This is a genomic window from Mycobacterium sp. PO1, assembly GCF_017312405.1.
Lineage (GTDB): Bacteria > Actinomycetota > Actinomycetes > Mycobacteriales > Mycobacteriaceae > Mycobacterium.
In genome coordinates, this window is sequence record NZ_BLTG01000072.1 from 28,308 (window position 1) to 53,826 (window position 25,519).

The 25,519-nt window shown below is 69.4% G+C and carries 22 protein-coding genes; 9 read left to right on the plus strand and 13 right to left on the minus strand.

The window, feature by feature from the left end:
- Positions 1-54 precede the first annotated feature (54 nt).
- Both dapD and J3476_RS20950 read left to right on the plus strand, forming a co-directional pair.
- Positions 55-1,008, plus strand: coding sequence for a 2,3,4,5-tetrahydropyridine-2,6-dicarboxylate N-succinyltransferase (gene dapD / locus J3476_RS20945; RefSeq protein WP_207068285.1), 954 nt, complete (start codon positions 55-57; stop codon positions 1,006-1,008).
- 89 nt (positions 1,009-1,097) lie between these two features.
- Positions 1,098-2,066: a diguanylate cyclase gene (locus tag J3476_RS20950; protein ID WP_207068286.1), complete on the plus strand. Its 969-nt coding sequence runs from the start codon at positions 1,098-1,100 to the stop codon at positions 2,064-2,066.
- On the opposite strand, the gene J3476_RS20955 is transcribed toward J3476_RS20950, so the two are convergent.
- Entirely contained in the window at positions 2,063-2,632 is a 570-nt protein-coding gene (locus J3476_RS20955) for a M15 family metallopeptidase (RefSeq protein WP_207068360.1), read from the minus strand. The genes J3476_RS20950 and J3476_RS20955 overlap by 4 nt on opposite strands.
- Before the next feature lie 185 nt (positions 2,633-2,817).
- On the minus strand, positions 2,818-4,236 hold the full coding sequence (locus J3476_RS20960; RefSeq protein WP_207068287.1) for an acyl-CoA synthetase: 1,419 nt from the start codon (positions 4,234-4,236) through the stop codon (positions 2,818-2,820).
- 33 nt (positions 4,237-4,269) lie between these two features.
- Between J3476_RS20960 and J3476_RS20965 the strand changes: the two genes are divergently transcribed.
- The 3 genes from J3476_RS20965 (at position 4,270) to J3476_RS20975 (ending at position 7,232) form a co-directional block, all read left to right on the plus strand.
- A complete protein-coding gene (locus J3476_RS20965) occupies positions 4,270-4,818 on the plus strand; it encodes an NUDIX hydrolase (protein ID WP_207068288.1) in 549 nt (182 codons plus the stop codon).
- A gap of 163 nt (positions 4,819-4,981) precedes the next feature.
- Positions 4,982-5,473: a hypothetical protein gene (locus J3476_RS20970; protein WP_207068289.1), complete on the plus strand. Its 492-nt coding sequence runs from the start codon at positions 4,982-4,984 to the stop codon at positions 5,471-5,473.
- Positions 5,474-5,570: 97 nt separating this feature from the next.
- On the plus strand, positions 5,571-7,232 hold the full coding sequence (locus tag J3476_RS20975; RefSeq protein WP_207068290.1) for a nucleobase:cation symporter-2 family protein: 1,662 nt from the start codon (positions 5,571-5,573) through the stop codon (positions 7,230-7,232).
- An 83-nt stretch (positions 7,233-7,315) separates the two neighbouring features.
- Here the strand turns inward: J3476_RS20975 and J3476_RS20980 are convergent, their stop codons facing one another.
- From J3476_RS20980 to fdxA, 3 genes are read right to left on the minus strand one after another with little or no spacing between them, the layout of a single operon-like run.
- Positions 7,316-10,738, minus strand: coding sequence for a proline dehydrogenase family protein (locus tag J3476_RS20980; protein ID WP_207068291.1), 3,423 nt, complete (start codon positions 10,736-10,738; stop codon positions 7,316-7,318).
- Between the two features lie 49 nt (positions 10,739-10,787).
- Positions 10,788-11,891 (minus strand): succinyldiaminopimelate transaminase, encoded by a 1,104-nt coding sequence (dapC, locus tag J3476_RS20985; RefSeq protein ID WP_207068361.1) that lies wholly within the window; start codon positions 11,889-11,891, stop codon positions 10,788-10,790.
- Between the two features lie 37 nt (positions 11,892-11,928).
- Positions 11,929-12,252 carry a ferredoxin gene (gene fdxA, locus J3476_RS20990; RefSeq protein ID WP_152518213.1) on the minus strand — a complete coding sequence of 108 codons (324 nt, stop codon included), beginning with the start codon at positions 12,250-12,252 and terminating at the stop codon, positions 11,929-11,931.
- A 280-nt stretch (positions 12,253-12,532) separates the two neighbouring features.
- Between fdxA and J3476_RS20995 the strand changes: the two genes are divergently transcribed.
- Positions 12,533-13,093 (plus strand): PadR family transcriptional regulator, encoded by a 561-nt coding sequence (locus J3476_RS20995; protein WP_207068292.1) that lies wholly within the window; start codon positions 12,533-12,535, stop codon positions 13,091-13,093.
- Positions 13,090-15,117, plus strand: a complete 2,028-nt coding sequence (locus tag J3476_RS21000; RefSeq protein WP_207068293.1) for an NADPH-dependent 2,4-dienoyl-CoA reductase — start codon at positions 13,090-13,092, stop codon at positions 15,115-15,117. Before J3476_RS20995 ends, J3476_RS21000 begins: the two co-directional genes overlap by 4 nt.
- Here the strand turns inward: J3476_RS21000 and J3476_RS21005 are convergent.
- A complete protein-coding gene (locus J3476_RS21005; RefSeq protein ID WP_207068294.1) occupies positions 15,035-15,775 on the minus strand; it encodes a YitT family protein in 741 nt (246 codons plus the stop codon). The genes J3476_RS21000 and J3476_RS21005 overlap by 83 nt on opposite strands.
- Before the next feature lie 60 nt (positions 15,776-15,835).
- Between J3476_RS21005 and J3476_RS21010 the strand changes: the two genes are divergently transcribed.
- Positions 15,836-17,281 carry a PLP-dependent aminotransferase family protein gene (locus J3476_RS21010; protein WP_207068295.1) on the plus strand — a complete coding sequence of 482 codons (1,446 nt, stop codon included), beginning with the start codon at positions 15,836-15,838 and terminating at the stop codon, positions 17,279-17,281.
- Positions 17,282-17,465: 184 nt separating this feature from the next.
- Positions 17,466-18,011, plus strand: a complete 546-nt coding sequence (locus J3476_RS21015) for a YceI family protein (RefSeq protein WP_207068296.1) — start codon at positions 17,466-17,468, stop codon at positions 18,009-18,011.
- 56 nt (positions 18,012-18,067) lie between these two features.
- On the opposite strand, the gene J3476_RS21020 is transcribed toward J3476_RS21015, so the two are convergent.
- From J3476_RS21020 to J3476_RS21050, 7 genes are all read right to left on the minus strand, one after another.
- Positions 18,068-18,532 (minus strand): DUF2231 domain-containing protein, encoded by a 465-nt coding sequence (locus J3476_RS21020; RefSeq protein WP_207068297.1) that lies wholly within the window; start codon positions 18,530-18,532, stop codon positions 18,068-18,070.
- 9 nt (positions 18,533-18,541) lie between these two features.
- Positions 18,542-19,453 carry a fumarylacetoacetate hydrolase family protein gene (locus J3476_RS21025; protein WP_207068362.1) on the minus strand — a complete coding sequence of 304 codons (912 nt, stop codon included), beginning with the start codon at positions 19,451-19,453 and terminating at the stop codon, positions 18,542-18,544.
- 141 nt (positions 19,454-19,594) lie between these two features.
- Positions 19,595-22,174, minus strand: a complete 2,580-nt coding sequence (locus tag J3476_RS21030; RefSeq protein ID WP_207068298.1) for a bifunctional FO biosynthesis protein CofGH — start codon at positions 22,172-22,174, stop codon at positions 19,595-19,597.
- Positions 22,175-22,288: 114 nt separating this feature from the next.
- Positions 22,289-22,726 carry a hypothetical protein gene (locus J3476_RS21035; protein WP_207068299.1) on the minus strand — a complete coding sequence of 146 codons (438 nt, stop codon included), beginning with the start codon at positions 22,724-22,726 and terminating at the stop codon, positions 22,289-22,291.
- A 115-nt stretch (positions 22,727-22,841) separates the two neighbouring features.
- On the minus strand, positions 22,842-23,693 hold the full coding sequence (gene mshB / locus J3476_RS21040) for an N-acetyl-1-D-myo-inositol-2-amino-2-deoxy-alpha-D-glucopyranoside deacetylase (protein WP_207068300.1): 852 nt from the start codon (positions 23,691-23,693) through the stop codon (positions 22,842-22,844).
- 81 nt (positions 23,694-23,774) lie between these two features.
- Positions 23,775-24,710 carry a DUF5996 family protein gene (locus J3476_RS21045; protein WP_207068301.1) on the minus strand — a complete coding sequence of 312 codons (936 nt, stop codon included), beginning with the start codon at positions 24,708-24,710 and terminating at the stop codon, positions 23,775-23,777.
- Positions 24,707-25,432, minus strand: coding sequence for a flavodoxin family protein (locus J3476_RS21050; protein ID WP_207068302.1), 726 nt, complete (start codon positions 25,430-25,432; stop codon positions 24,707-24,709). Before J3476_RS21050 ends, J3476_RS21045 begins: the two co-directional genes overlap by 4 nt.
- Between the last annotated feature and the right edge of the window lie 87 nt (positions 25,433-25,519).

Sequence of the window (25,519 nt, forward strand, 5' to 3'; positions counted from 1 at the left end):
CCTGCTCGCGGACGGTGTGAAGCGATGCTAGGCGCACCGGTAACCTGAAGCACCGTGACTTCTGCATCTGGTGCATCTGGGATTGGGCTGGCGACGGTCGCGGCGGACGGATCGGTCCTTGACACCTGGTTCCCGGCTCCCGAACTCAGCGCCGACGGCCCGTCGGCCACAGTGCGGCTGTCGGTGGCCGAAGTACCCGACGACCTCGCCGAACTGGTCGGCACCGACGACGACCGCGGCGTCGAGGTCATCGCGGTGCGCACCGTGATCGAGTCGCTCGACGACAAGGCCGTCGACGCCTACGACGCCTACCTTCGCCTGCACCTGCTGTCGCATCGGCTGGTGCCTCCGCACGGGCTGAACGCCGACGGATTCTTCGGCGTGCTGACCAACGTGGTGTGGACCAACCACGGCCCCTGCGCCGTCGACGGCTTCGAGATCGTGCGCGCGCGGTTGCGCCGCCGTGGCCCGGTCACGGTCTACGGCGTGGACAAGTTCCCCCGCATGGTCGACTACGTGCTGCCGTCCGGGGTGCGCATCGCCGACGCCGACCGGGTGCGCCTGGGCGCGCACCTGGCGTCGGGCACGACCGTGATGCACGAGGGCTTCGTCAACTACAACGCCGGCACGCTGGGCAACTCGATGGTCGAGGGCCGTATCTCGGCGGGCGTCGTCGTCGGCGACGGATCCGACGTCGGCGGCGGCGCGTCGATCATGGGCACCCTGTCCGGCGGTGGCACCGAGGTGATCTCGGTGGGCCAACGCTGCCTGTTGGGTGCCAACGCCGGGTTGGGCATCTCGCTCGGGGACGACTGCGTGATCGAGGCCGGCCTGTACGTGACCGCCGGAACCAAGGTGCAGACCGGCGACGGTCAGACCGTCAAGGCCCGCGAGCTGTCGGGAGCGAACAACCTGTTGTTCCGCCGCAACTCGGTGACCGGGGCCGTCGAGGTCGTCAAGCGCGACGGCACCGGCATCACGCTCAACGAGGCCCTGCACGCCAACTGATCTCCCGCGGGCGCGGGAGATCACCCGCGAGCAGGCGTGGCGACGGCACGCTGTTGACGGTTCGCGCCGGCGCAGGCAGATTGAGCAACGTGTATCGCCCCACCTCCCTCGCCGGCGCAGACAGCGGCGGTCTGGGTAAGCAACGCACGCGATTGCTGCGAATCTATCTGGGCGCTACCACATTCCTGTATCTCTACGGTGTGGTGTTCACGTTGTTCCCGGTGCGCACCGATCTACGTTTCGCAAACCCGGCCGGCGGCATCGTCGCCATCGCACTCGGTCTGGCGGCGCTCGGGTGGCTCGCGTTCCGGCCAGATCGGGTGGCCCCGGCCATCGTCTGCGCTGTCGCCGCCACACCCCTGGTGATGGCGTTTCACGTCACCCTCACCGCCGAATACATGTGCCTGATCGCGCCGATGTTTCTGGCGATGTACCTGCGGGCCTTCTATCCACCCGGGCAGGCGTGGGCCATGATTGCTGCCCTCACGCTGGCCTGTCTGGTCGCCGTGGCTGTCGCGCCGGCCCCGCACGTCGGCGTGATCACCTTCCTCATCATCGCGGTGGCGATCGTCGGCGCTGCCGAGTCGTTCGGCGTGCTGATCCGGGCGATGTTCGCCGCCGCCTGCACCGATCCGCTCACCGGGCTGCTCAACCGGGCAGGCTGGGAGGTCGGAACGACGTCGCTGCTGAAGCGATTTCAGTCAGATCCGGTGACGGTCACCGTCGTCGCCCTCGACATCGACGGGCTCAAGACCCTCAACGACACCTACGGACATCTGGCCGGGGACCGTCGCATCACCGACTACGCCGACCACTGGAAGCACGCCCTGCCCCGGGACGGGGTGCTGGCCCGTCTCGGAGGAGACGAGTTCGCCGCCTGCATCACCGGGGATCGCATCCAAGGATTCTTGGACGCGATCGAACGGCATACCCCTGAGGTCAGCGTCGGGGTCGCGACGCGGAGCTCTGTGGATGCCCGCGTCGCCGAGATGTATGCCGAGGCCGATGCCGCGCTCTACCGGAGCCGAGGCCGGCCGCTGCGCGACGAGCGCCGCTAGCCCGCGGCGTTGGGGAGCAGCGGGGGGCAGTTGCCGTACTGGTCGGTGGCGAGCTCGAAATGCCAGATCTCGTTGGCATAGATCTGGCACAGGCCGAACTGTCTGCCGTTGGCGATCAACCACATGTCGGCTTCGACCGGCGCGATGTCCACCGCCTGGCCGGTGACGTGCTTGGACACGTCGGGGCCGGCGACCAGCTCGGCCGCAGCGGCCACACTGCCGTAATTGCGCACGGCGTTGTCGAACAACCTCTGCTGGAAACCTTTCGAGCGCCAGCCGGAGTTGACCCTGATGTCCACGCCCTGACTCTGGGCCGCACGGGCGGCATCCTGGACCGCCCGCAGCAGCCCCGGATCCAGTTGCGACAGAATCGGATTGGAAACATCAAACGGCGAGAGAGTGACGCCGTCGGGCAGCCAGCCACCGGTGGTGTCGACAGCGGCGTCGCCGATGCGCAACGGATCTGACGGCACCGGGCCCCCGGGCGGTGGGGCCAGCGGTGCGAGTGGAGGCGTCAACGCCAGCGGCTCGGACGGCGACGGGGGCACGGGCGGTGGTGGCGGCATCACCGGAGGCTGTGGTGTCGCCGGCGGAGGTTGCTGCGGCGGCTCCGGAGTGGCGTGGGACGGCGCGGCTCCGGTGGCGCCGACCGTCAACGCGACGCACAGCGCGCCGCCGACGGCAGCGAGCGCGCGCAGAATGCCGGAAACGCGGGGCGCGTCGCGTGCAGACGCGCGCGGTCGCAAAGTCGTCAGAGCCACCGGGTGAGTTCCTTTTTCAGGACCTTGCCCATCGCGTTCCGGGGCAGGCTGTCGACGATGCGGACCACCCGGGGCCGCTTGTGCACCGACAACTCGCGGGCGACGAACTCGATCAGTTCCTCGGGTTCGGCGTCACCGACGACGAACGCCACGATGCGCTGACCGAGATCCTCGTCGGGCGCGCCGATCACGGCGGCCTCGCGCACCCCGTCGTGACCGAGCAGCACGGTCTCGATCTCGCCGGCCCCGATCCGGAAACCGCCGCTCTTGATCAGGTCCACCGACTCGCGCCCGACGATGCGGTGCATCCCGTCACCGTCGATCGTCGCGACGTCACCGGTGTGATACCACCCGTCGTCGGACAGCACCTCGGCCGTGGCGTCGGGACGGTTGAGGTAACCGTCGAACAGCGTCGGGCTCGACACGTACAGCCGCCCGATCGACTCGCCGTCGTGTGCCACCTCACCGCCGTTCTCCGAGCGCAGCCGGGTCCGAACGCCGTTGAGCGGCAGCCCCACCGAGCCGGGTCGACGCTCCCCGTCCATCCGGGTGCTCAGTGTGATCAACGATTCCGTGCTGCCGTAGCGCTCCACCGGCCGGTGCCCGCTGAGTGCCGCCAGCCCGTCGAAGACCGGCACCGGCAACGCCGCGCTGCCGGAGACCAGCAGGCGCGCAGGAGCCAGCGCCCGCGCAGCGGCGCCGTCGTCGACGATGCGCGACCACACCGTCGGCACCCCGAACAGCAACGACCCGCCGTACTCCGCGACGGCGTGCGCGTAGGCCTCCGGCGCGGGTTTGCCGGAGTGCACGAAGCGGTTGCCGATACGCAGCGAGCCGAGCAGTCCGAGGACCAGACCGTGCACGTGGTACAGCGGCAAGCCGTGCACCAGGGTGTCCGCCGGCGTCCACTGCCAGGCCTCGGCCAGCATGTCGATGTCGGCGGCGATCGCGCGCCGACTCACCAGCACGCCCTTCGGCAACCCGGTGGTCCCCGAGGTGTAGATGATCAGCGCCGTCGCATCCAGCGACGGTTCGGCGTAGCGATGCCACGACCGGGCGTGCAGCCGCACCGGGATGTGACCGATACCGCCCAGGTCGTCGGGTTTGTCCCCCAGCCACGCCTGCGCGCCCGAATCGGTGAGGATGTGGCGGCGTTCGGCGGCCCCGACGTCGGCAGGCACGGGCACGACCGGCACCCCCGCGATCAGGCAGCCCGTGATCGCCAACACGGTGGCCGCGGTGGGCCGGGCCAGCACGGCGACCTGACGCGCGCCGGCCACCCGCTCGGCCACCGACGTCGCCGCCCCGACCAGATCGCTGCGGCTCAGGGTCACGCCGTCGATGCGCACGGCGTCGCCGATGTCGGCGCCGGCGGCGACGGCCGCGGGGTTCAGGGAGTCCAGCAGCACGGCAACTGAGGCTACTCCCCGCATACTGGGGCGGTGGATTCCATCCGAGCCGTCGGGTCACGTGAGGTGTATCGGAACAGCTGGCTGACGATCCGCGAAGACGACATCCGCAGACCGGACGGCAGCCCCGGCATCTACGCGGTGGTCGACAAGCCAACGTACGCGCTGGTCATCCCCCGCTTGTCTGACTCCGACGGGGAACGCTTCCATCTGGTCGAGCAGTTCCGCTATCCGCTGGGCCTGCGACGCTGGGAGTTCCCGCAGGGCACGGCGCCGGACCGCGCGGACCTCGACGGCACCGAGCTCGCGACCCGGGAACTGCGTGAGGAAACGGGACTGCGGGCCGATTCGCTGACCGAGCTCGGGCTGCTGGACGTGGCCCCGGGCATGAGCAGCCAGCGCGGCCGTGTCTTCCTGGCCACCGGCATCACCGAGGGCCCGCACGATCGCGAGCACGAGGAGCAGGACATGCGCAGCGCATGGTTCGCCCGCAGTGAGGTGGAGCAGATGATGCGCGACGGTGTGATCACCGACGCGCAGTCGATCGCCGCGTGGACGCTGCTGCTGTTGGCCGGCGCCTGACGGCTGACACCGAAGCCCGTTCCCGGGGAACGTCATTGGCCCACCCGGCACCGAGACCAACCCGTGACGCAACCGTGGCCCAACCGGTCGTGTCGGGTGACGGTCCCGATGATCGGGGCAATTAGGTTGGGGTGGAAATCTCTTGACTCGACGTGAGGTAACCATGCCCGCCCTCCGGACCGCTGTTGTCTGCGCGGCGCTCGTCGCCGCGGCCGGTGGGGTCACCGCAGGCCCGGCCCAGGCGGCACCGCTGTGGAGCGGTCGCTACACCGTGGTCACCTACGCCTCGGAGAAGATCGGCACCAGCGTCGCCGCCCGCCAACCCGAGCCCGACTTCAGCGCGCAGTACACGTTCAGCACCAGTTGCACCAGCACGTGTGTGGCGGTGGCCGGCGACGGCCCCGCGCCGACCAACCCCACCATCCCGCAGCCCAGCCGCTACACCTGGGACGGTAAGCAGTGGGTGTTCAACTACACCTGGCAGTGGGAGTGTTTCCGCGGGTCCGACGTCCCCTCCGAGTACGCCGCCGCGCGCTCGCTGGTGTTCTATGCGCCGGCTCCCGACGGCACCATGTACGGCACCTGGCGCACCGAGATCCTCGAAGGACTCTGCCGCGGCACCGTGATCATGCCGGTGGCGGCCTACCCCGCGTAATTCAACGGTCACACCGTCACAAAGCGGCAGAAACGCCCTTCTTCCAGGATGGGTCCACCGGTCGCGCTGCCGCGCGGCGTCTGACAGGTGGGGAGACATGGCGACGTTCACCAAGATCTTCAGTGAGGGCAGCCCCCGACCGCGCCCGGTCGACGAGATCCCCCCGCTGAGACGACTGCTGCCGCTCGGTGTCCAACACGTCCTCGCCATGTACGCCGGGGCGGTGGCGGTCCCCCTGATCGTCGGCGGCGCCATGGTCGGCGCCGGCCAGCTGCAGCAGTCCGACATCGTGCACCTGATCATGGCCGACCTGTTCGTCGCCGGGATCGCGACCATCATCCAGGCCGTCGGGTTCTGGCGGTTCGGGGTGCGCCTTCCGCTGATGCAGGGCGTGACGTTCGCCGCCGTCGGCCCGATGATCACCATCGGCCTCAACCACGGCGTCACCGCGATCTACGGCTCGGTGATCGCCTGCGGACTGTTCATGATGCTGATGGCGCCGGTGTTCGGCAAGCTCATCAGGTTCTTCCCGCCGCTGGTGACCGGCACCATCATCCTGATCATCGGGGTGTCGCTGATGCGGGTGGCGGCCGGCTGGTTCGGCGGCGGCACCGGCAACGGGGCCGATTTCGGCTCGCCCGCGTCGATCGGGATGGGGTTCTTCACGCTGGTGGTGATCATCGCGATCGAACGGTTCGCGCCGGAGAGCGTGCGGCGGGTGTCGATTCTGCTCGGCCTTCTCGTCGGCACCGTCGTCGCAGTGCCGTTCGGGATGACCGACTGGAGCCACATGGCCGATTACGGCTGGGTCGGCATCGTCACGCCGTTCCAGTTCGGCGTGCCGACGTTCGAGATCAGCTCCGTCATCGCGCTGCTCATCGTCGCGATCGTGATCATGACGGAGACGACCGGCGACATCGTCGCCGTCGGCGAGATCGTCGAGGAGAAGATCACGCCCCGCCGGCTGGCCGACGGACTGCGCGCCGACGGCCTGGGCACTGTCATCGGCGGGGTGTTCAACACCTTCCCCTACACCGCGTTCGCGCAGAACGTCGGGTTGGTCGCGATCACCGGGGTCAAGACGCGCCACGTCGCGACCGTCGCCGGCATCATCCTGGTTCTGCTGGGACTGCTGCCGAAGATGGCCGCGGTGGTGGAGGGAATCCCGCTGCCGGTGCTGGGCGGCGCCGGGGTGGCGTTGTTCGGGATGGTGGCCGCCAGCGGTGTGCGCACGTTGACGAAGGTGGCGTTCAACAACACCAACATCCTGGTGGTGGCGATCTCGGTGGGCGTCGCGATGCTCACCGAGGCCAAGCTGTACTACACCGACCGGGCGCTGGCCGAGGCACCTGTCAACGTGGCGCTGGACCTCTATCACCAGTTCCCCGACTGGTTCCAGACCATCTTCCACTCGGGGATCTCGGCGGGCGCGATCACCGCGATTCTGTTGAACCTGCTGTTGAACACCCGCCGCACCGAGGACGACGACGGCGACCTGGCCGCCTTCGACGCGCCCCGCGGCGCGCTGCCCGACCCCCGCGACGCGCTGCGCGCCGCGGACCCGTCCACCCCACCCGAGGAGCTGGAGGCGCTGGCGCACAAGGACTCCGGCCTGCACACGATCATCGTGACCAATCCGTCGACGTATGTGACGACGTGCGAGTGGATCCGGGCGCAGGGCAGTCCGCAGGTCGATCAGGTGTATCTGAAGTGGGACGCGGTGACCGAGGGCAGGTTCTCCCGGCGTAGCCGCGAGTAACCACAAGCCTCGTTCAGACTGCATCCAGCGCGGACTTGTGCGAGTGGACGCCGCGCTGAGCGCAGTCTCAACGCTCAAAGGGGCTAGGGGAACAAGCCTTCGGTGAGGGCGGTCGGCGAGCCGAACCGGTGGGCGGTGATCGCCACCGCCTGCTCGCGCAGGAACGTCAGCAACTCGACACGGCCCGCCTCGACCACCGGGTGGGCGTAGAGCGCGACGTCGGGCCTGCCGTCGCTGGCCTCGGCGAAATCCGCTCTGCTGCCGCCGAGCAGACGCACCCGGGCCGGCGGATCGGTGCGCAGCACCGCACGCCACGCGTCGGCGTCGTCGACGCGATAGGTGACCCCGCACGACCGGAGCCGTTCGGCCACAGCGCCGTCGAGCGGCGCCGGCGTCGAGACGGTCACGTCGGAGCCGGCGAGAAGACCTGCGCCGACAACCCGCAGCAGAGCCGCGAGATGGCCGTCCTCGGCGCGGACCGTCACCGGCACCGGCCGGTACCTGAAGACGTTGCGCTCGGCGGTCAAGCCCGAGACGTCACGGGCCACCCCGAACTCCTCCGACCAGGCCAGCGCGTCGGAGTGCAGCGACCTCGCCAGGAAATCACGATCGGCGTCGTCGAGAACGAAGTGCTCTGCGTGGTCGAGGAATTGGCGAAGTTCGCGACGGAGCTGCCCGCGCCTGGTCGCGGCCGCGCTGCGCCAATCACTGAGCCCGATCAGATAATTCGGGCCGCCCGCCTTCGCGCCGGGCCCCACCGAGGACTTCTTCCAGCCGCCGAACGGCTGCCGCCGCACGATGGCACCGACGATCGACCGGTTCACGTAGGCATTTCCCGCTTCGACGCGCTCGAGCCAGCGTTCGATCTCACCGCGATCGAGCGTGTGCAGACCCGCCGTCAGGCCGTAGTCGACCTGGTTCTGGATGGCGATCGCGTCGTCGAGGTCCGCGGCGTCGATCAGACCGAGTACCGGACCGAAGTACTCGGTGAGGTGGTATTCCGAGCCGCGACGGACACCGGTTTTCACGCCGGGCGACCAGAGCCGGCCGGTGTCGTCGAGGCTGCGCGGCTCGACCAGCCACTGCTCCCCCGGCGCCAGTTCGGTGAGCGCGCGCAGCAGCTTGCCGTGGGCCGGTTCGATGATCGGCCCCATCTGCACGGTCGGGTCGGCCGGATACCCGACCTTCAGGGACGTCACGGCGTCCACGAGCTGGTCGCGGAACCGCGCCGACCGCGCGACGGATCCCACGAGGATGCCCAGCGATGCCGCCGAGCACTTCTGACCGGCATGCCCGAACGCCGAGTACACCAGGTCTTTGACCGCCAGGTCGATGTCGGCGTGCGGGGTGATCACGATGGCGTTCTTGCCGCTGGTCTCGGCGAGCAGGCACAGCTCCGGCCGGAAGCTGCGGAACAGCGCGGCGGTGTCGAACGCGCCGGTGAGGATCAGCCGGGCGACGCGCGGGTCGGACACCAGCTGGGTGCCGAGGTCGCTCTCGTCGACGTGCACCAGTTGCAGCACGTCGCGCGGCACTCCGGCGTCCCACAGTGCCTGCACCATCACCGAGCCGCACCGGCGAGCCTGGGTGGCGGGTTTGATGATGACCGGGCTGCCCGCCGCGAGCGCGGCCAGTGTGCCGCCCGCGGGGATGGCGACCGGGAAGTTCCACGGTGGTGTCACGACGGTCAGGCCCACCGGCACCGCTGTCGCCCCGTCGACGTGATCGAGCTTCTCGGCGAGGCTGGCATAGTAATTGGCGAAGTCGACGGCCTCGGAAACCTCGGGATCGCCCTGGTCGAGGGTCTTGCCGGTCTCGGCGGCCATCACCTCGAGCAGTGCCGGTCGGCTGGCCTCGAGGCTCGCGGCCGCGCGGCGGAGGACGACGGCGCGCTGGGCGCCGGTGAGCGCCGACCAGTTCGCCCCCGCACGGACGCCGTCGGCGATGACCGAGTCGAGTGCGTCCGCGCCGGTGATGGTGTGCTCGTCCACCAGAGCCACCCCGGCGCTCGAGTCCGCAATGTGCCCGGTGATCGTCCGCCCCCACTCCCGGTTTCCGGGCAGCGCGGGATCGGTGTCGGCAACGTTGGAGAACGGCTCGCGCACCGCGGCCGACGGGTCGTCGCTGCGCCGGTCCTGGCGGCGCTTCGGCGACGGTACGTCGGTCATCGCAGCGTGGTCGTCGAGAGCGGCCAGCGACGCCACGAACCTGTCTTTCTCACGCTGGAAAAGTGCGTCGTCGCTGTGTAATTCGAACACCGCGGACATGAAGTTGTCCTGGCTGGCGCCCTCCTCGAGCCTTCGTACCAGGTAGGAGATCGCGACGTCGAAGTCCTGCGGATGCACCACGGGCACGTAGAGCAGCAGACCGCCGACCGTCCCGCGCACCGCCTCGGCCTGCGCCTCGGCCATGCCCAGCAGCATCTCGAACTCGACGCCGTCGCGGACCCCGCGGCGCCCGGCCAGCGTCCACGCGTAGGCGATGTCGAACAGGTTGTGACCGGCGACGCCGATCCGCACGTTCTCGGTGCGGTCAGCGTGCAGCGCGTAGTCCAGGACTCGCTTGTAGTGGGTGTCGGTGTCCTGCTTGGTGTCCCAGGTGGCCAGGGGCCAGCCGTGCAGTGACGCCTCGACGTGCTCCATCGGCAGGTTGGCCCCCTTGACCAGACGGACCTTGATGGCGGCGCCGCCCCGAGCCCGGCGGGCCCGGGCCCAGTCCTGCAGCCGGATCATCGCCGCCAACGCATCGGGCAGGTAGGCCTGGAGCACGATGCCGGCTTCCAGCCTCAGCAGCTCGGGGCGGTCCAGCAGTCGGGTGAACACAGCGAGCGTGAGCTCGAGATCGCGGTACTCCTCCATGTCCAGGTTGATGAACTTGCGCGTCGATGACGTGGCCGCCTGCGTGAACAGCGGCAGCAGGCTGGCTTCGATGTGGTCCACCGCTTCGTCGAACGCCCACGCTGAATGCGGCGGGACCGTCGCCGAGACCTTGATCGACACGTAGTCGACGTCGGGTCGCGCGAGGAGCTTCTCGGTGCCGCTGAGCCGGCGCTCGGCTTCGCGGCGGCCGAGCACCGCCTCGCCCAGCAGGTTGATGTTGAGTCGGACGCCGCGTTCGCGGATCCGGGCGATCGATCGGCCCAGCCGAGCGTCGGTGGCATCGACCAGCAGATGGCCCACCATCTCGCGAAGCGCCCGCTGCGCGATCGGGATGACGACACCGGGCGCGACGAGCGACGCCACCGCGCCGAGTCTGATCAGCAGGCGCAGATGCCAGGGCAGGAAGCGCGGCGAATGCCGGGCCAGTTCACGCAGGTTGGCCGCCGCGACGCGATGGTCGTCCGGGCGGATCACCCGGTCGACGAACCCGACGGTGAAGTCGAGTCCGGAAGGGTCGCGCAGCACGTCGGCCAGGCGACGCGCAGCAGGGGCCACCGGCCGGCCCGCGGCGTCGTCGAGCCAGTGCCGGACGAGATGTTCGACCTCCGCCACAAGCTGATCGTCCATCTACCCATGATGGTGCGAATCGGGCGCGTTGTGCGACGCTCTGGGTGTTTCAGCGCGCCGGATCCGCCAGTCGCTGCGCCGCCGCAGCGATCCGTTCATCGGTGGCGGTCAGCGCCACCCGCACGTGCCGGGCGCCCTGCGGTCCGTAGAACTCGCCGGGCGCCACCAGAATGCCCCGGTCGGCGAGCCAGGCCAGCGTCTCGCGGCACGGCTCGCCGCGGGTGGCCCACAGATACAGCCCGGCCTCGGAGTGGTCGACGGTGAATCCGGCCGAACGCAACGCCGGGAGCAGCATGTCCCGGCGGCGGGCGTAGCGACGGCGCTGCTGGTGTTCGTGCTCGTCGTCGTCGAGGGCAGCCACCATCGCGGCCTGGATCGGGGTCGGCACCATCATCCCGGCGTGCTTGCGCACGGCCAGCAACTCGGCCACCACGTCAGGGTCGCCGGCGACGAAGCCGGCACGGTACCCCGCCAGCGACGACGTCTTGGACAGCGAATGGATGGCCAGCAGCCCGGTGTGGTCACCACCGCAGACCTCGGGGTGCAGGATCGACACGGGCCGCGAGTCGTCCCACCCGAGCCCCAGGTAGCACTCGTCGGACGCGACGAGCACGCCCCGCTCCCGGGCCCATCCGACCACTTTGCGCAGATGGTCGACGCCGAGCACCCGGCCGGTGGGGTTGCTGGGCGAATTGAGGAACACCAGCGCCGGAACGCTGGGGCCGAGCTGGGTCAACGAATCGGCACGGACCGCACGGGCGTGGGCCAGCAGGGCCCCCACCTCGTAGGTCGGGTAGGCCAGCTCAGGCACCACGACGGTGTCGGCGGGCCCGAGGTCCATCAGGGTGGGCAGCCACGCGATCAGCTCTTTGGTGCCGATGACCGGGAGCACGGCGGCCGGGGTCAACCCGGTGATGCCGTAGCGGCGGTGCAGCGCGTCGACCATGGCCTGGCGCAGGGCCTGCGTGCCTGCGGTGGTGGGGTAACCGGGCGCCGAACTGGCCGCGGCCAGCGCCTCCCGGATGACCGGGGCCACCTCGTCGACAGGGGTGCCCACCGACAGGTCGACGATGCCGTCGGGATGCGCGCGGGCGGCCGCGGTCACGTCGGCCAGGGTGTCCCACGGGAAGACCGGCAGCGACGCCGACCTCAGTGAACGCCGGGTGACCTCGGACAACGGGGCGGGGCGCTCAGTCCTCACCCTGCGGAGGCATGTCCTTGACCACCTGCGGGTCGTTGTCGGTCTGGCCGACCTTGGACGCGCCCCCGGGTGAACCGAGCTCGGCGAAGAAGTCCGCGTTGATCTGCGTGTAGCCGCTCCACTGGTCCGGCACATCGTCCTCGTAGTAGATGGCCTCCACCGGGCACACCGGCTCGCAGGCGCCGCAGTCCACGCACTCATCCGGGTGGATGTACAGCATCCGAGCACCCTCGTAGATGCAGTCGACGGGGCATTCCTCGATGCACGCCTTGTCTTTGACGTCGACGCAGGGCTCGGCAATCGTGTACGTCACGGAACGTCTCCTCAAGTCCTCTCGAAATACCTGTCCAGTGGGCTGCTGTCCGGGCAGGGGCTTCGCTGGTCTCCCCAACAGTCTGGAGCAAGTATCCATGTCGGTTGTCGGACGGCTGTCTCAGTGTGCCCTAACTGCACGCGCAACCCTCAGTAAGGGTTGCGCGTGGTTACAGATACTAGACGTCGCACATACCCCGCGCCTAGTACCCACGCCGCTATGCATTCGGGTGCAGTGCAACTAGTTGCATAGGGATTCCGTCGACGCCTACGCTGCGCGGGTGGCGTTACCGCACGCGATCCTGGTGTCGCTGAGCGAGCAGTCCGGATCGGGGTACGAGCTGGCGCGGCGCTTCGACCGATCGATCGGGTTCTTCTGGGCGGCCACCCATCAGCAGATCTATCGGACGCTGCGAACGATGGAGAACGACGGCTGGGTGCACGCCACCGCGGTGACTCAACACGGCCGCCCGGACAAGAAGGTCTACACCGTGGCCGACGCCGGCCGCGCCGAGCTCGCGCGGTGGATCGGGGCTGCGCTGGTGGGCCGAGGCGGCTCGGTGGGCGATCACCGCATCCGCGATCTGGCCGTCAAGGTCCGCGGCGCGGCCTACGGCGACATCGCCGAACTGCGCGCACAGGTGAGCGCACTGCGCCGCGAACGCGCCGAGCTGTTGGACACCTACCGGGGTTTCCAGCAGCAGCAGTTCCCCGAGCCGGAAGCGCTGACCGGCGCCGAGCTGCACCAGTACCTCGTGCTCCGTGGCGGCATCCGGGCCGAGGAGAGCGCCGTGGGGTGGCTCGACGAGGTGACGACCGCACTGGAGGACAACCGAGCATGACCCAGCCCTATCCGCGTCTGCTCTCCCCGCTGGATCTCGGCTTCACCACGCTGCGCAACCGCGTGGTGATGGGATCCATGCACACCGGGTTGGAAGACCGCTCCCGTGACATCGGCCGGCTGGCCGAGTATTTCGCCGAGCGGGCGCGTGGCGGTGTCGGACTGATCATCACCGGCGGCTACGCCCCCAACCGGACGGGCTGGCTGCTGCCGTTCGCCGCCCAGATGACCTCGAGCGCCGATGCGCGCCGGCACCGGCGCGTCACCGCGGCCGTGCATGCGGCCGGGCCGGGGACCAAGATCCTGTTGCAGGTCCTGCACGCGGGACGCTATGCGTTCCATCCCTTTTCGGCGAGCGCCTCGTCGATCAAGGCGCCCACCACCCCGTTTCGGCCGCGGCGGCTGTCCAGGCGCGGGATCGAGGCCACGATCGACGACTTCGCTCGCGCGGCGACGCTGGCCCGCGAGGCCGGTTACGACGGCGTCGAGATCATGGGCAGCGAAGGTTACCTGCTCAACCAATTCCTGGCGCCACGGACGAACAGGCGCACCGACGCGTGGGGTGGCAGCGCCGAGAAACGCCGCCGACTTCCGGTCGAGATCGTGCGCCGCACTCGCGAGGCCGTCGGCGCGGACTTCATCATCTGCTACCGGTTGTCGATGGCCGACTTCGTCTCCGACGGCCAGAGCTGGGACGAGATCGTCACGCTGGCACAGGAAGTCGAGAAAGCCGGGGCGACGCTGATCAACACCGGGATCGGCTGGCACGAAGCGCGGGTCCCGACCATCGTGACGTCGGTGCCCAACAGCGCGTTCGTGGGCATCACGCACGCCCTGGCCCAGCATGTCGCAGTCCCGGTCATCGCCTCCAATCGCATCAACATGCCCGAGGCGGCCGAGCAGATCCTCACCGACACCGACGTCAGCCTGGTCTCGATGGCCCGGCCGCTGTTGGCCGACCCCGACTGGGTGCGCAAGGCCGGCGCCGACGCTGCCGACGAGATCAACACCTGCATCGCCTGCAACCAGGCCTGCCTGGACCATGTGTTCGTCCACAAGACGGTGTCGTGCCTGCTCAACCCGCGGGCCGGGCACGAGACCACGCTGACGCTGCAACCCACCCGCAGCTCCCGACGCGTGGCCGTCGTCGGGGCGGGTCCCGCGGGTCTGGCCGCCTCGGTGACCGCCGCGCAGCGCGGCCACCTGGTGACGCTGTTCGAGGCCAGTCCCCACATCGGCGGCCAGTTCGACCTCGCCCGAAGGATTCCCGGCAAGGAGGAGTTCGCCGAGACCATCCGCTACTTCACCCGCATGCTCGACAAGCACGGTGTCGATGTCCGGCTGGGCGTCCGCGCCACCGAAACAGACCTGGCGGGATACGACGACGTCGTGCTCGCCACCGGGGTGACGCCGCGCATCCCCGCCATCGCGGGCATCGATCATCCGATGGTGGTGTCCTACGCCGAGGCGCTCACCGGCGCACCCGTCGGCCGGACCGTGGCCGTGATCGGCGCGGGCGGAATCGGATTCGATGTCAGCGAATTCCTCACCACGGCGCACTCGCCCACGCTGAATCGCCGGGAGTGGCTGGCCGAATGGGGTGCGGTCGACCCCTGGGAGGCCCGCGGCGCGGTGACGACTCCGCTGCCCACCGCCGCGGACCGCGAGGTGTACCTGTTGCAGCGCAGCCCCGGCCCGCAGGGCCGCCGCCTGGGCAAGACCACCGGTTGGGTACATCGGGCGTCGTTGCGCGCCAAGGGCGTCCATCAGCTGTGCGGCGTCAACTACGAGCGTATCGACGACTCCGGGTTGCACATCAGCTTCGGCTCCGACCACCGCGATCCACGCCTGCTCGAGGTCGACAACGTGGTGATCTGCGCGGGGCAGGACCCGGTGCGCGATCTCGACGCGGCCTTGCGCCGAACCGGTTTGTGCGCCCACATCATCGGCGGCGCCGCCGAAGCGGTGGAGCTCGATGCGAAGCGGGCGATCGAGCAGGGCACCGTGCTGGCGGCGCGCCTGTAGATTCGGCGGCGGCCACGACAGGCACGGTCAGGTAGCGCAGGAAGAACTGGGTCAGCGGGCCGACGGCGAAGGCGAACACGACGGTGCCGAGTCCGACGGTGCCGCCGAGGACGAATCCCGTCACCAGCACCGAGACCTCGATGCCGGTGCGCACCCGGCGAAGTGGCCACCCGGTGCGCCGTGCGAGTCCGGTCATCAGGCCGTCGCGGGGGCCGGGTCCGAGTTGTGCGCCGACGTAGAGGGCGGTGGCCAGCGCGCACACCACCACGCCGGCGATGGCGTAGCCGCAGCGGGCGACCAGCGCGTCCGGCGTCGGAAGCAGCATCAGGTTGAGGTCGGCGAACGGCCCCAGCAGCACGGTGTTGAGCACGGTGCCCAGGCCGGGTTTCTGGCGCAGCGGTATCCACGCCGCCAGCACCGCGCCGGCGGTCAGGATGATGATCACGCCCAGTGTCAGCGGCAGGTGTCGCGCCACGCCCACGTGGAAGACGTCCCAGGGCGCCGCCCCGACCGCCCCCTCGATCATCAATGCGATCGACAGTCCGTACAGCCAGAGGCCGATGACGAGCCGACTGACCCGTTCGGGCAGACGTCCGGCGGTGAGCTGTGCCAGCGGACCGAGATTGGCCAGCTGTGGCTGGCTATTGGTTATTGCCATGCGGTCAGATTGCTCAGTATTGGCCTTTTGGTATATAGCCAATTGCGTAATACTGGCTTCGTGTCCACCACGATCAGCCCTGACCGTCTCGCCCGATTGGTGGGTGACTTCGACCGGGCCCCGGCCTACCGCGGCCTCTGCGAGGCACTTCAGGAACTGATCGGCGACGGGCGGATCCCGATCGGCACGCGGTTGCCCAGTGAACGCACCGTCACCGCCGTACTCGCGGTGTCACGGTCGACCGTCACCCGGGCCTACGCCGAGCTCGCGGCGGCCGGCTTCGCGGTGGCGCGGCAGGGGTCGGGTACTTTCGCCGCCGTTCCCGTGGACCGCCGCAAGGTCCACGACCGTGTGCGCCACCCGCTCGGCATGCCGTCGAGCGGCGACTCGGTGGATCTGAGTATCGCCGCGGGCGCCGCCACCCCCGGGACGATGACCGGCGTCGAGCGGGCGCTGGCCGCGCTTCCGTCGTATCTGGCCGAGGACGGCTATCTGCCGTCGGGACTGCCCGACCTGCAGTCGCGGGTGGCCGAGTCGTTCGCTGCCCGCGGGCTGCCGACCGAGCCCGAGCAGATCGTCATCACGACCGGCGCCCTGGCCGCCGTCGCCACCGTCGCCCGGGCGCTGACCCGGCCCGGCGACCGGGTGATGGTCGAGTCTCCGGTCTATGCCAATGCGATCGACGCTCTCCGCCTGGGCGGCGCCCGGCTGGTGAGCTGGCCACTGGCCGACCCGCTGGGCGATGCGGGGTGGGATCTCGACGGCGTCGATGCCACGCTGCGGCAGTCCTCACCGAAGCTCGCGTACCTGATCCCGGACTTCCAGAACCCGACCGGGTTCCTCATGAGTGAGGCCGACCGCGACCGCTACGGCGCCGCGCTGCGTCACACGCGCACCACGGCGATCGTCGACGAAACACTGCAGCCACTGTCGTTCACCGACGAGCCCATGCCCGCACCCTTCGCGTCGTTCGAGCCGTCGGCGGTCACGATCGGCAGCGCGTCCAAGGTCTACTGGGGCGGACTGCGGGTGGGGTGGATCAGAGCGCCGCGAGCTCTGGTCGATCGGTTGATTGCCGCCCGGGTGCGCGCCGACCTGGGCACGTCGCTGCTCGATCAGCTGGTCGTTGCCGAGCTCCTCGGCGCCGACGGCATCGTCGCGCAGCGTCGCGCCGAGTTGCGCAGCCGGCGCGACGTCCTGGCGGCCGCGCTGCACCGGGACCTGCCCGACTGGCGGTTCCGGGTCCCGCAGGGCGGATTGAGCATGTGGGTCCGGCTGCCGCACGGCAGCGCGACACGGCTGGCCGTCGAGCTGGAGCGGCACGGCCTCAGGGTGGCACCGGGGCCGGTGTTCACCGTCGAAGGTGGCGCCGACGGGTGGCTGCGCATCCCGTTCGCGAAGCCGGAGGACGAGCTCGCCGGGGCGGTGCGGCTGATGGCCGAGGTGTGGCCGACCGTCTCCGGTGTGGATGGCCGCACCCAGACCACCCGCACCCTGATCGCCTGACCGCGTTTGTTCCGTCTGCGCGCGGGTCTGCACAGGACACGCCGGACCGACGTGGCTTTCACCGCGCTGTCGCGACCGCCGGCGGTGCAGTGTGCGCCACCCGGGAATGCAATCGGACCATGGTCCGTTTGATTGGGATGTACCCCGCCGGCCCATCCGGCTCCACCCCGAGAAAGAGACACCCATGACCACCGCCACCGCAGCACTGTCCACCGGCACCTGGACCATCGACCCGGTGCATTCCGCCGTCGGCTTCTCCGTACGCCACCTCATGGTGAGCAAAGTCCGCGGCGAGTTCGAAACGTTCAGCGGCACCATCACGGTCGGCGCCGACGGTGTGGCCTCCGTGCGCGCCGAGGTCGCCGTCGACTCCGTGAACACGCGTAACGACCAGCGCGACGCGCACATCAAGTCCGCGGACTTCTTCGACGTCGAGAACCACCCGGTGGCGACGTTCACCTCCACCGGGGTACGGCAGAGCGGCGACCACTACGTCCTCGACGGCGACTTCACCCTCAAGGGAGTGACCAAGCCGATCTCCCTGGAGCTCGACTTCAACGGCGTCAACCCCGGCATGGGCCACGGCGAGGTCGCCGGCTTCGAAGCGTCAGTGGTCTTGAACCGCAAGGATTTCGGCATCGACATCGACATGCCGCTCGAGACGGGCGGCGCCGTCGTCGGCGACAAGGTCACGATCACCCTCGAAATCGAGGCCGTCAAGCAGGCCTGAGGCACGCAGCGTGACGCCACCGCGACGGCACCCGTCGTCGCGGTGGCGTCACGCCATCACTCCGAGATCACGCCCCACTTCGCCTCGGTGCCCGTATGACCGATCCGCACCACCTGCACCGTCGTCGCAACCCCGATCACGAGAGCGACAACCGTGACCACGACGGCGGTCAGCTTGGGGGTGGCGTCGGACCTGACGGTGCGCAGATGCAGGAACGCGACCGCCAGCGCCATGACGAGCAGCGCGATCGAGAAGTAGATCATGGTTTCGCCGCGTTCCTCGTGCGTCTCCAGAATCGCGCTGTGGGTGGGAAAACTGTTGTACAACCACTCGCCGGCCGACGTGGTCAACGGCGTGAGCGCAAGGTTGACGGCCGCGAACGCGACGACGAGCCAGACGAATCGGCGGCGGGCGGCGGGCCACACGGCACACAGAATGCCGAGCAACGCAGTCAGCGGCGCCAGAACCACGATGGCGTGTACCAGCAGCGCGTGCGCGGGTAGGCCGGCGACAGTCGTCATGGTGTCTCCTCAACTACTCGAGATCGGGTGGCTGATTTCCCCGATCTGGTCGATGGCCAGCGTCAGCTGATCCCCGGGCCGCAACCAGTGCCCGGTCTCCATTCCGCTGCCGCCCGGCAGGGTGCCGGTGGCGAACAGCTCACCGGCGTAGAGGTGTTCGTCGCGGGAGGCGTGTGCGAGCAGCTCGCCGAGGGTCCACCTCATCCCGCGGCTGGACACCGCGCTGACGGCGTCGCCGTTGATCGCGACGAATCCGGTCAGGTCGTCGATGCGCGGCAGGATCTCGTCTGCGCTGACGGCGTGCACCGACATCGACGACGTGAAGTGCTTGGCTTTCTGCGGCCCCAACCCGGTCGCCATCTCCGCACGTTGCACGTCGCGGGCGCTGAAGTCGTTGACGACGACGAATGCGCCGATGGCATCCAGCGCCTCGGCCGGCGCGGCATTGAAAAGCGGTGCGTGCAGGACGAATCCGATCTCCAACTCGTAATCCAGAGCGGTCGAGTACGAGGGGACGGCGACCGTGGTGCCGCTGGGGACGAAACTCAGATGGTTGGACATGTAATAGATCGGTTGCCGGTAGAACAGCGCCTTGGGCTTGAACAACGGAAACGGCTTCCTGGTCAACCGCTCGACGCCTTCGGCGGCCCTGGACTGGCCGGGATGGAAACGGCGCACCAATCCGCGCGCGGCGTCGACCGCGTGCTGTTCGTAGAGCATGAAATCGCGAAAGGACACCGGCTGGAACGGCAGCACATGGCCGGCCGCGTCGTGGTGTCGACGGGCCCTGTCCAACTCCCAGGCGGGGTCGAACACCGCGCCACCGAACACACCGGCATCAGCGCCCGAGGCCCACGACCCGTCGGATTGCAGTGACTGCAGCTCCAGCCGGTCGCCGGAGTACACCCGTCGCAGCTTCACCCTCAAAGTCATACCACCACGGGCATGCTTCCTGCGCGCAGTCGGCAGCTGCGACGGCGCGCAGAATGCCATGATTCGCGGCGCGCAGCGTTGCGCAAACTCGCGCCCTCGCGGAGACAGGCACGTGCTCGCGGAGAAGGCTCAGGCGGCCAGGGGTGCGTAGGTCGTGGTGCGCTGACGGGCCGGGCGGCCGATGCCCTCCGCGATCGCCGACAGTTCCTCGATGCTCTTGTAGGAGCCGAATTCCGAGCCGGCCATCCGCGAGATCGTCTCCTCCATCAAGGTTCCACCCAGATCGTTGGCACCGCCGCGCAGCATGACCTGCGTGCGCTCCACGCCGAGCTTCACCCAGCTGGTCTGGATGTTGGAGATCCTGCCGTGCAACATGATCCGCGCCAACGCGTGCACCGCCCGATTGTCGCGGTGCGTGGGGCCCGGCCGCGCACCGCCGGCCAGGTACAGCGGCGAGGACTGGTGCACGAACGGCAGCGGCACGAACTCGGTGAAGCCGCCGGTGCGGTCCTGGATGCCGGTCAGCACCCGCAGGTGCCCCACCCAGTGCCGGGGCGTGTCGACGTGTCCGTACATCATCGTCGAACTGGAGCGCAGTCCCACCTCGTGCGCGGTGGTGATCACCTCGATCCACTCCGAGGTGGGCAGCTTGCCTTTGGTGAGCACCCAGCGCACCTCGTCGTCGAGGATCTCGGCGGCGGTGCCCGGAATGGTGTCCAGCCCGGCCTCCCGCAACGCGGTCAACCACTCCCGAATGCTCGAGCCGCTCTTGGTCACCCCGTTGACGATCTCCATCGGCGAGAACGCGTGCACGTGCATCGAGGGCACCCTGGCCTTGACCGCACGCACCAGATCGGCATAGCCCGTCACCGGCAGATCGGGGTCGATCCCGCCCTGCATGCACACCTCGGTCGCGCCGGCGACGTGCGCCTGCCAGGCCCGGTCGGCCACCTCCTGGGTGGACAGCGAGAAGGCGTCCGCATCCCCTTTGCGCTGAGCGAACGCGCAGAACCGGCAGCCGGTGTAGCAGATATTGGTGAAGTTGATGTTGCGGTTGACGACGTAGGTGACATCGTCGCCGACAGTGTCGCGGCGCAACGAATCAGCCAGCGCTGCAACAGCGTCGAGCGCCGGGCCGTCGGCGGTGGCCAACGCCAGGTACTCGTCGTCGGTGCAACCGGCGGGGTCACGTTCGGCGGAGCGCAGGGCGGCCAGCACATCGGTGTCGAGGCGTTCGGGCGCCCGGGCGGCCAGCTCGCTGACCTTCTCCCGGATGGCGTCCCAGTCACCGAACGCGCTGCCCAGGTCGCTGCGGGTCTCCGTCCGGCGCCCCTGGGAGTCGATCTCTTCGTTCAGGTCGACCCGGCCCAGCGATTCGGCTGCCTCGTCGGGTTCCTGCCAAGGACGACCGGCCGGGTTGATGTCGCGCGCGAACCCGGTCTGCGGGTCGGCCAGCGCCGCGACGTGGCCGGCCACGCGCGGATCGATCCAGGCCGCACCGGCGGTGACGTAGGGCGGTTGGGCGGTCAGCCGCTGGACCAGGTCGTAGCCCGCCTCGGCGGTGACCGCGGCCAGTTCGTCCAGTGCCGGCCAGGGCCGTTCGGGGTTGACGTGGTCGGGGGTCAGCGGCGACACCCCACCCCAGTCGTCGACCCCCGCACCGATCAGTGCCAGGCACTCCGCGCGTGAGACCAGGTTGGGGGGCGCCTGGATGCGCATCTTGGGACCCATCACCAGCCGCGTCACCGCCAGAGTGGCCAGGAACTCGTCGATGTCGGCGTCCGGCGTCGACGCCATCGCGGTGTGGTCCTTGGCCCGGAAGTTCTGCACGATCACTTCCTGCACGTGCCCGAACTCGCGGTGCACCCGGCGGATCGCGTGGATGGTGTCGGCCCGCTCGGCACGCGTCTCCCCGATGCCAACCAACAGGCCGGTGGTGAACGGAATCGAGAGCCGGCCCGCGTCGGCGAGGGTGCGCAGCCGCACCTCGGGATCCTTGTCGGGGCTGCCGTAGTGCGCCTCCCCCTTGGTCTCGAACAGCCGCCGCGAGGTGGTTTCCAGCATCATGCCCATCGACGGCGCAACTGGCTTGAGACGGGAGAGCTCCGACCAGCTCATCACCCCGGGGTTCAGGTGCGGCAGCAGCCCGGTCTCCTCGAGCACCCGGATGGCCATCGCGCGGACGTAGTCCAGCGTCGAGTCGTAACCGCGTTCGTCGAGCCACTGCCGGGCCTCGTCCCACCGCGCCTCCGGCCGGTCGCCGAGAGTGAACAACGCTTCCTTGCAACCGAGTTCGGCGCCGCGGCGCGCCACCGCCAGAATCTCGTCGGGCTCCATGTACATGCCCTTGCCCGCCGCGCGCAGCCGGCCCGGAACGGTGACGAAGGTGCAGTAGTGGCAGGTGTCCCGGCACAGATGGCTGACCGGGAGGAAGACCTTGCGCGAATAGCTGACCGGCAGGCGCCCGGTGGCCCCGCGCCGACCGGCGGCCTCCAGGCCCGCGTCGCGGACACGGGCCGCGCTGGCGCACAGGTCGGCGAGGTCGGCACCGCGCGCACCCATGGCGACGGCGGCTTCGTCGATGTTGAGGGCGACGCCGTCGCGGGCACGTCGCAGGACGCGCCGCATGGCGGCCGGACTGGCCGTCTCGACCTTCGGGGGTACCACCGGAGTGGGCAGCTGCGCGCCGTGCTGGGAGTTCAGAGCCACGCCTCTGTAACCCCACGGCTGTCGCGGATCATCCGCGCGTCTCACTATTTGAAACCGGTGCGCCTGGCATAGGGGTCACAGTAGTAGGAGTCCCCCGCTTCGGTGCGAGGCCCGTCAGCGGGCAACCGGCGGGCGCCGCAGTAGCAACCACCCCGCGGGCAGTGCACCCAGAACGAGGAGCAGCAGCAGCCCGTACTCCATGACACCGGGCCCGCCGAAGACGATGTCGTCACCCGGGCCACCCAGCGTGAAGACCCCGACAGTCGCCAGCCAGGCCCACAGCGGCAGCGCCGCCCAACGCGGCGAGGCGTGCAGTTGCAGCGCCGCCCACACCAGTGCCGCGTTGAGCAGACCGCTGAGCAGGGCACTGATCGGGATCCACACCGACCCCAGATGTACGGGAAGGAAGAAGATGGCCATCAGCGCCGACAGCACACCGTCGACCGCGAGCAGACCCAGCAGGAACGGCCGACGCCGATCCGACGCCGGCGGGGCGGCGGCCGTCAGGTCGGGATGCTGTCGAGCAGCGACACCAGCGAACCGACCACCCACTGGAAGTTGTCCAGCCGGTCCTGCCAGTGCTGCAGGTTGGGATCCAGGTCCGGGTCCATGTGTTTCCCTTCCGCGCGGGTTCGGTTGCCGGCAGCTTACCCGCCTCGATGGGAAGTTACCCCAGGCTCAGCCCGGCGAGCAGATCGGTTTCCCATCCGCGTCCGTCGCGCTCCCCGGTGGACCCGGCGGCCAGCGTGTAGAACTCGGTCGCTCCGACGGGCAACGCGACGCCGTTGGACAGCGCGCACGCCCGGCCGTCCGGGGACACCTGCACCTGGGTGGCGTGGGCGCGCAGCGCGGCGACCTTGGCCGACAGGTGCTCGGTGATGTCGAGCGCGGCGTCGATCGCGTCGTCGGGAACCCCGAACCAGATGTCGTCACCGCTGACCAGGGTCCATCCGGCGGGCACGTCGGCCAGCGCCGCCAACTCGGCGGCGATCGCCGTGGCCGACGTGACGGTCCAGTAGAACTTCGGCACCTCCCACTGCGCGGCGTCGACCGCCGCTGTCGTCACCCGGTGGGTGTGGATGTGGTCGGGGTGCCCGTAGCCCCCTTGCGGGTCGTAGGTGACGACGACATGGGGGCGCAGGTCGTCGATGGCCGCGGCCAGTGCGGCGGTCTGCTCGGCGACGTCGCCGTCGACGAAGCGCCGCCCGCGGCGCGGCGGCGTGTCGGCCATTCCGGAGTCGCGCCACCGGCCGGCACCGCCGAGGAAGCGGGGCCGGTCCACACCGAGTTCGCGCAGCGCCGCGGTCAGCTCGGCGATGCGGTAGCCACCCAGCTGGTCGGCGTGGTCGACGGCGAGCTGCGCCCACTGCTCCCCGATCACCTCGCCCTCTTCGCCCAGGGTGCACGTGATCACCTGCACCTGCGCACCCAGGGCGACGTAGCGGGCGATCGTCGCCCCGGTGGTCAGGGTCTCGTCGTCGGGGTGGGCATGGACGAACAGCAGCCGCGGGGTCTCCATGTCACCAGCTTGCCCTCACGCGGCGACCCTTGTGAGCCTCAGGGCGCCGCGCCGTCGACGAGCGATCGAACGCCGACCGGGTCAGCCGATCCGCGCGCCCGGCAACCGCGTCGGGTCGTCCTCCAGCGTTGCCCGGTCCCAGCCACCCAGCTCGGCGGCGGCCGCGTAGGTGCTGTGCAGGAATTCGGCGACCGCCCGGTCCGGGTCGGGGGCCGCCCGGGCGACCTCGTAGGGCAACAGGAACTGCTGGAAATCATTGCTGTAGAACGCGCCATCGGGGCCGACGGGCTGGTCGGCGAATCCCTCGGGGGCCGGGTAGGCGTAGGAGTAGAAGGCGCCTTCTTCCCCGCCGCCGGGCCAGAAGCCACAGCTGGACAGCTCATGCGAGTAGCCCTCGACCATGACCCAGTCCGCACAGTTGGGCGCTCCCCCGGGGTGCGGCGGCGCCGAGTTCCCGGAGAAGCGGGTGCATGCCAGGTCCATCGCACCCCAGAAGAAGTGCACCGGGCTGACCTTGCCGACGAAGTGCGACCGGAACTCGCCGATCGTGCGGTTGGCCTGGAGCAGCTGACGCCAGAACAGCGTGACTGCCTCGGCGTCGTAGGAGGCGTGCTCATGATCCTCGGCGAACGGGATCGCCGGGTCGACCTCGTTGGGCACCGCCCGGATCTGCGCCTCGATACCGAGTGCATCGAGGCGCTCCATCAGCCGGGTGTAGAACTCTGCCACCGACATGGGCTGCAACGGCAGACTCTCGGCGCCCCCGTCGCTGCTTCGGATATCGAGTCGGTGGCTGATGAAGTCGAACTCGATCTCGAAGGCCCCACCGCGGTACGGGATGGTCGACGTCGCCAACCCGCGCGGGCTGACGTAGAGCGTTGTCTGCCACCAGTGGTTGAGCAAGGGGGCGTGTCTCATCCGGATCTTGCCGACGATCTGCGTCCACATGTGCAGGGTGTCGCGGGTGGGGGTCCAGTCCGACACCCGTAGTGTCGGCCAGCTCGTGTTCGTGGTCATCGATACTCCGGATTCGCGTGGTCGGGGTGCGTACCAGCATCCCAGGCGGTGCGCTGATTGCCGTAGGCCGGAATACCGCCGGCGGCGCGGAGCATGGACGCGAGGTGCATCAGGTTGTAGGTCATGAACGCGATGTTGCGGTTGGTGAAGTCGTTGTCCGGGCCGCCGGACCCCTCGTCGAGGTAGGACGGACCGGGGCCGACCTCGCCCAGCCAGCCCGCGTCGGCCTGAGGCGGGACGGTGTACCCGATGTGCTGCAAGCTGAACAGGATGCTCATCGCACAGTGTTTGAGCCCGTCCTCGTTTCCGGTGAGCAGGCATCCACCGACCCGCCCGTAGTAGGAATACTGCCCCTGCTCGTTGAGGACGCCGGAGTAGCCGTAGAGCCGCTCGATGACCCGCCGTGTCACAGAACTGTTGTCGCCCAGCCAGATCGGTCCGCCGATGACGAGGATGTCGGCGGCCAGTACCCGCGGCAGCAGGTCAGGCCAATCGTCGCGCTCCCACCCGTGCTCGGTCATGTCAGGTCGGACACCGGTGGCGATGTCGTGGTCCACGGCGCGAAACTGGTCCACCGTCACCCCGTTCGCCACCATGATCGCCGCGCTGCGGTCGATCACGCCCTGGGTGTGGCTGAGGGCGGGTGAGCGGTTGAGGGTGCAGTTGACGTACAACGCGCGCAGCCCGGAGAAGTCGGGTCGGTCGCTGCGGGAGTCGGGCATGGAGTCCTTCCACGGACGTACGTTGATACGCGGTGCCGAGCCGGCTCTGGTGGCGCCGCCGTGCCCAGTGTCGGGCAACGCCGGTGT

Coding starts and splice junctions, on each gene's coding strand:
- J3476_RS20970 (WP_207068289.1), top strand. CDS start 4,982: ATGCCCGCCCTCCGGACCGCTGTTGTCTGCGCGGCGCTCGTCGCCGCG.
- J3476_RS20955 (WP_207068360.1), bottom strand. CDS start 2,632: ATGCCGCCACCACCGCCCGTGCCCCCGTCGCCGTCCGAGCCGCTGGCG.
- J3476_RS21015 (WP_207068296.1), top strand. CDS start 17,466: ATGACCACCGCCACCGCAGCACTGTCCACCGGCACCTGGACCATCGAC.
- J3476_RS21000 (WP_207068293.1), top strand. CDS start 13,090: ATGACCCAGCCCTATCCGCGTCTGCTCTCCCCGCTGGATCTCGGCTTC.
- J3476_RS21045 (WP_207068301.1), bottom strand. CDS start 24,710: ATGACCACGAACACGAGCTGGCCGACACTACGGGTGTCGGACTGGACC.
- J3476_RS21050 (WP_207068302.1), bottom strand. CDS start 25,432: ATGCCCGACTCCCGCAGCGACCGACCCGACTTCTCCGGGCTGCGCGCG.
- J3476_RS21020 (WP_207068297.1), bottom strand. CDS start 18,532: ATGACGACTGTCGCCGGCCTACCCGCGCACGCGCTGCTGGTACACGCC.
- J3476_RS20975 (WP_207068290.1), top strand. CDS start 5,571: ATGGCGACGTTCACCAAGATCTTCAGTGAGGGCAGCCCCCGACCGCGC.
- J3476_RS21005 (WP_207068294.1), bottom strand. CDS start 15,775: ATGGCAATAACCAATAGCCAGCCACAGCTGGCCAATCTCGGTCCGCTG.
- mshB (WP_207068300.1), bottom strand. CDS start 23,693: ATGGAGACCCCGCGGCTGCTGTTCGTCCATGCCCACCCCGACGACGAG.
- J3476_RS20980 (WP_207068291.1), bottom strand. CDS start 10,738: ATGGACGATCAGCTTGTGGCGGAGGTCGAACATCTCGTCCGGCACTGG.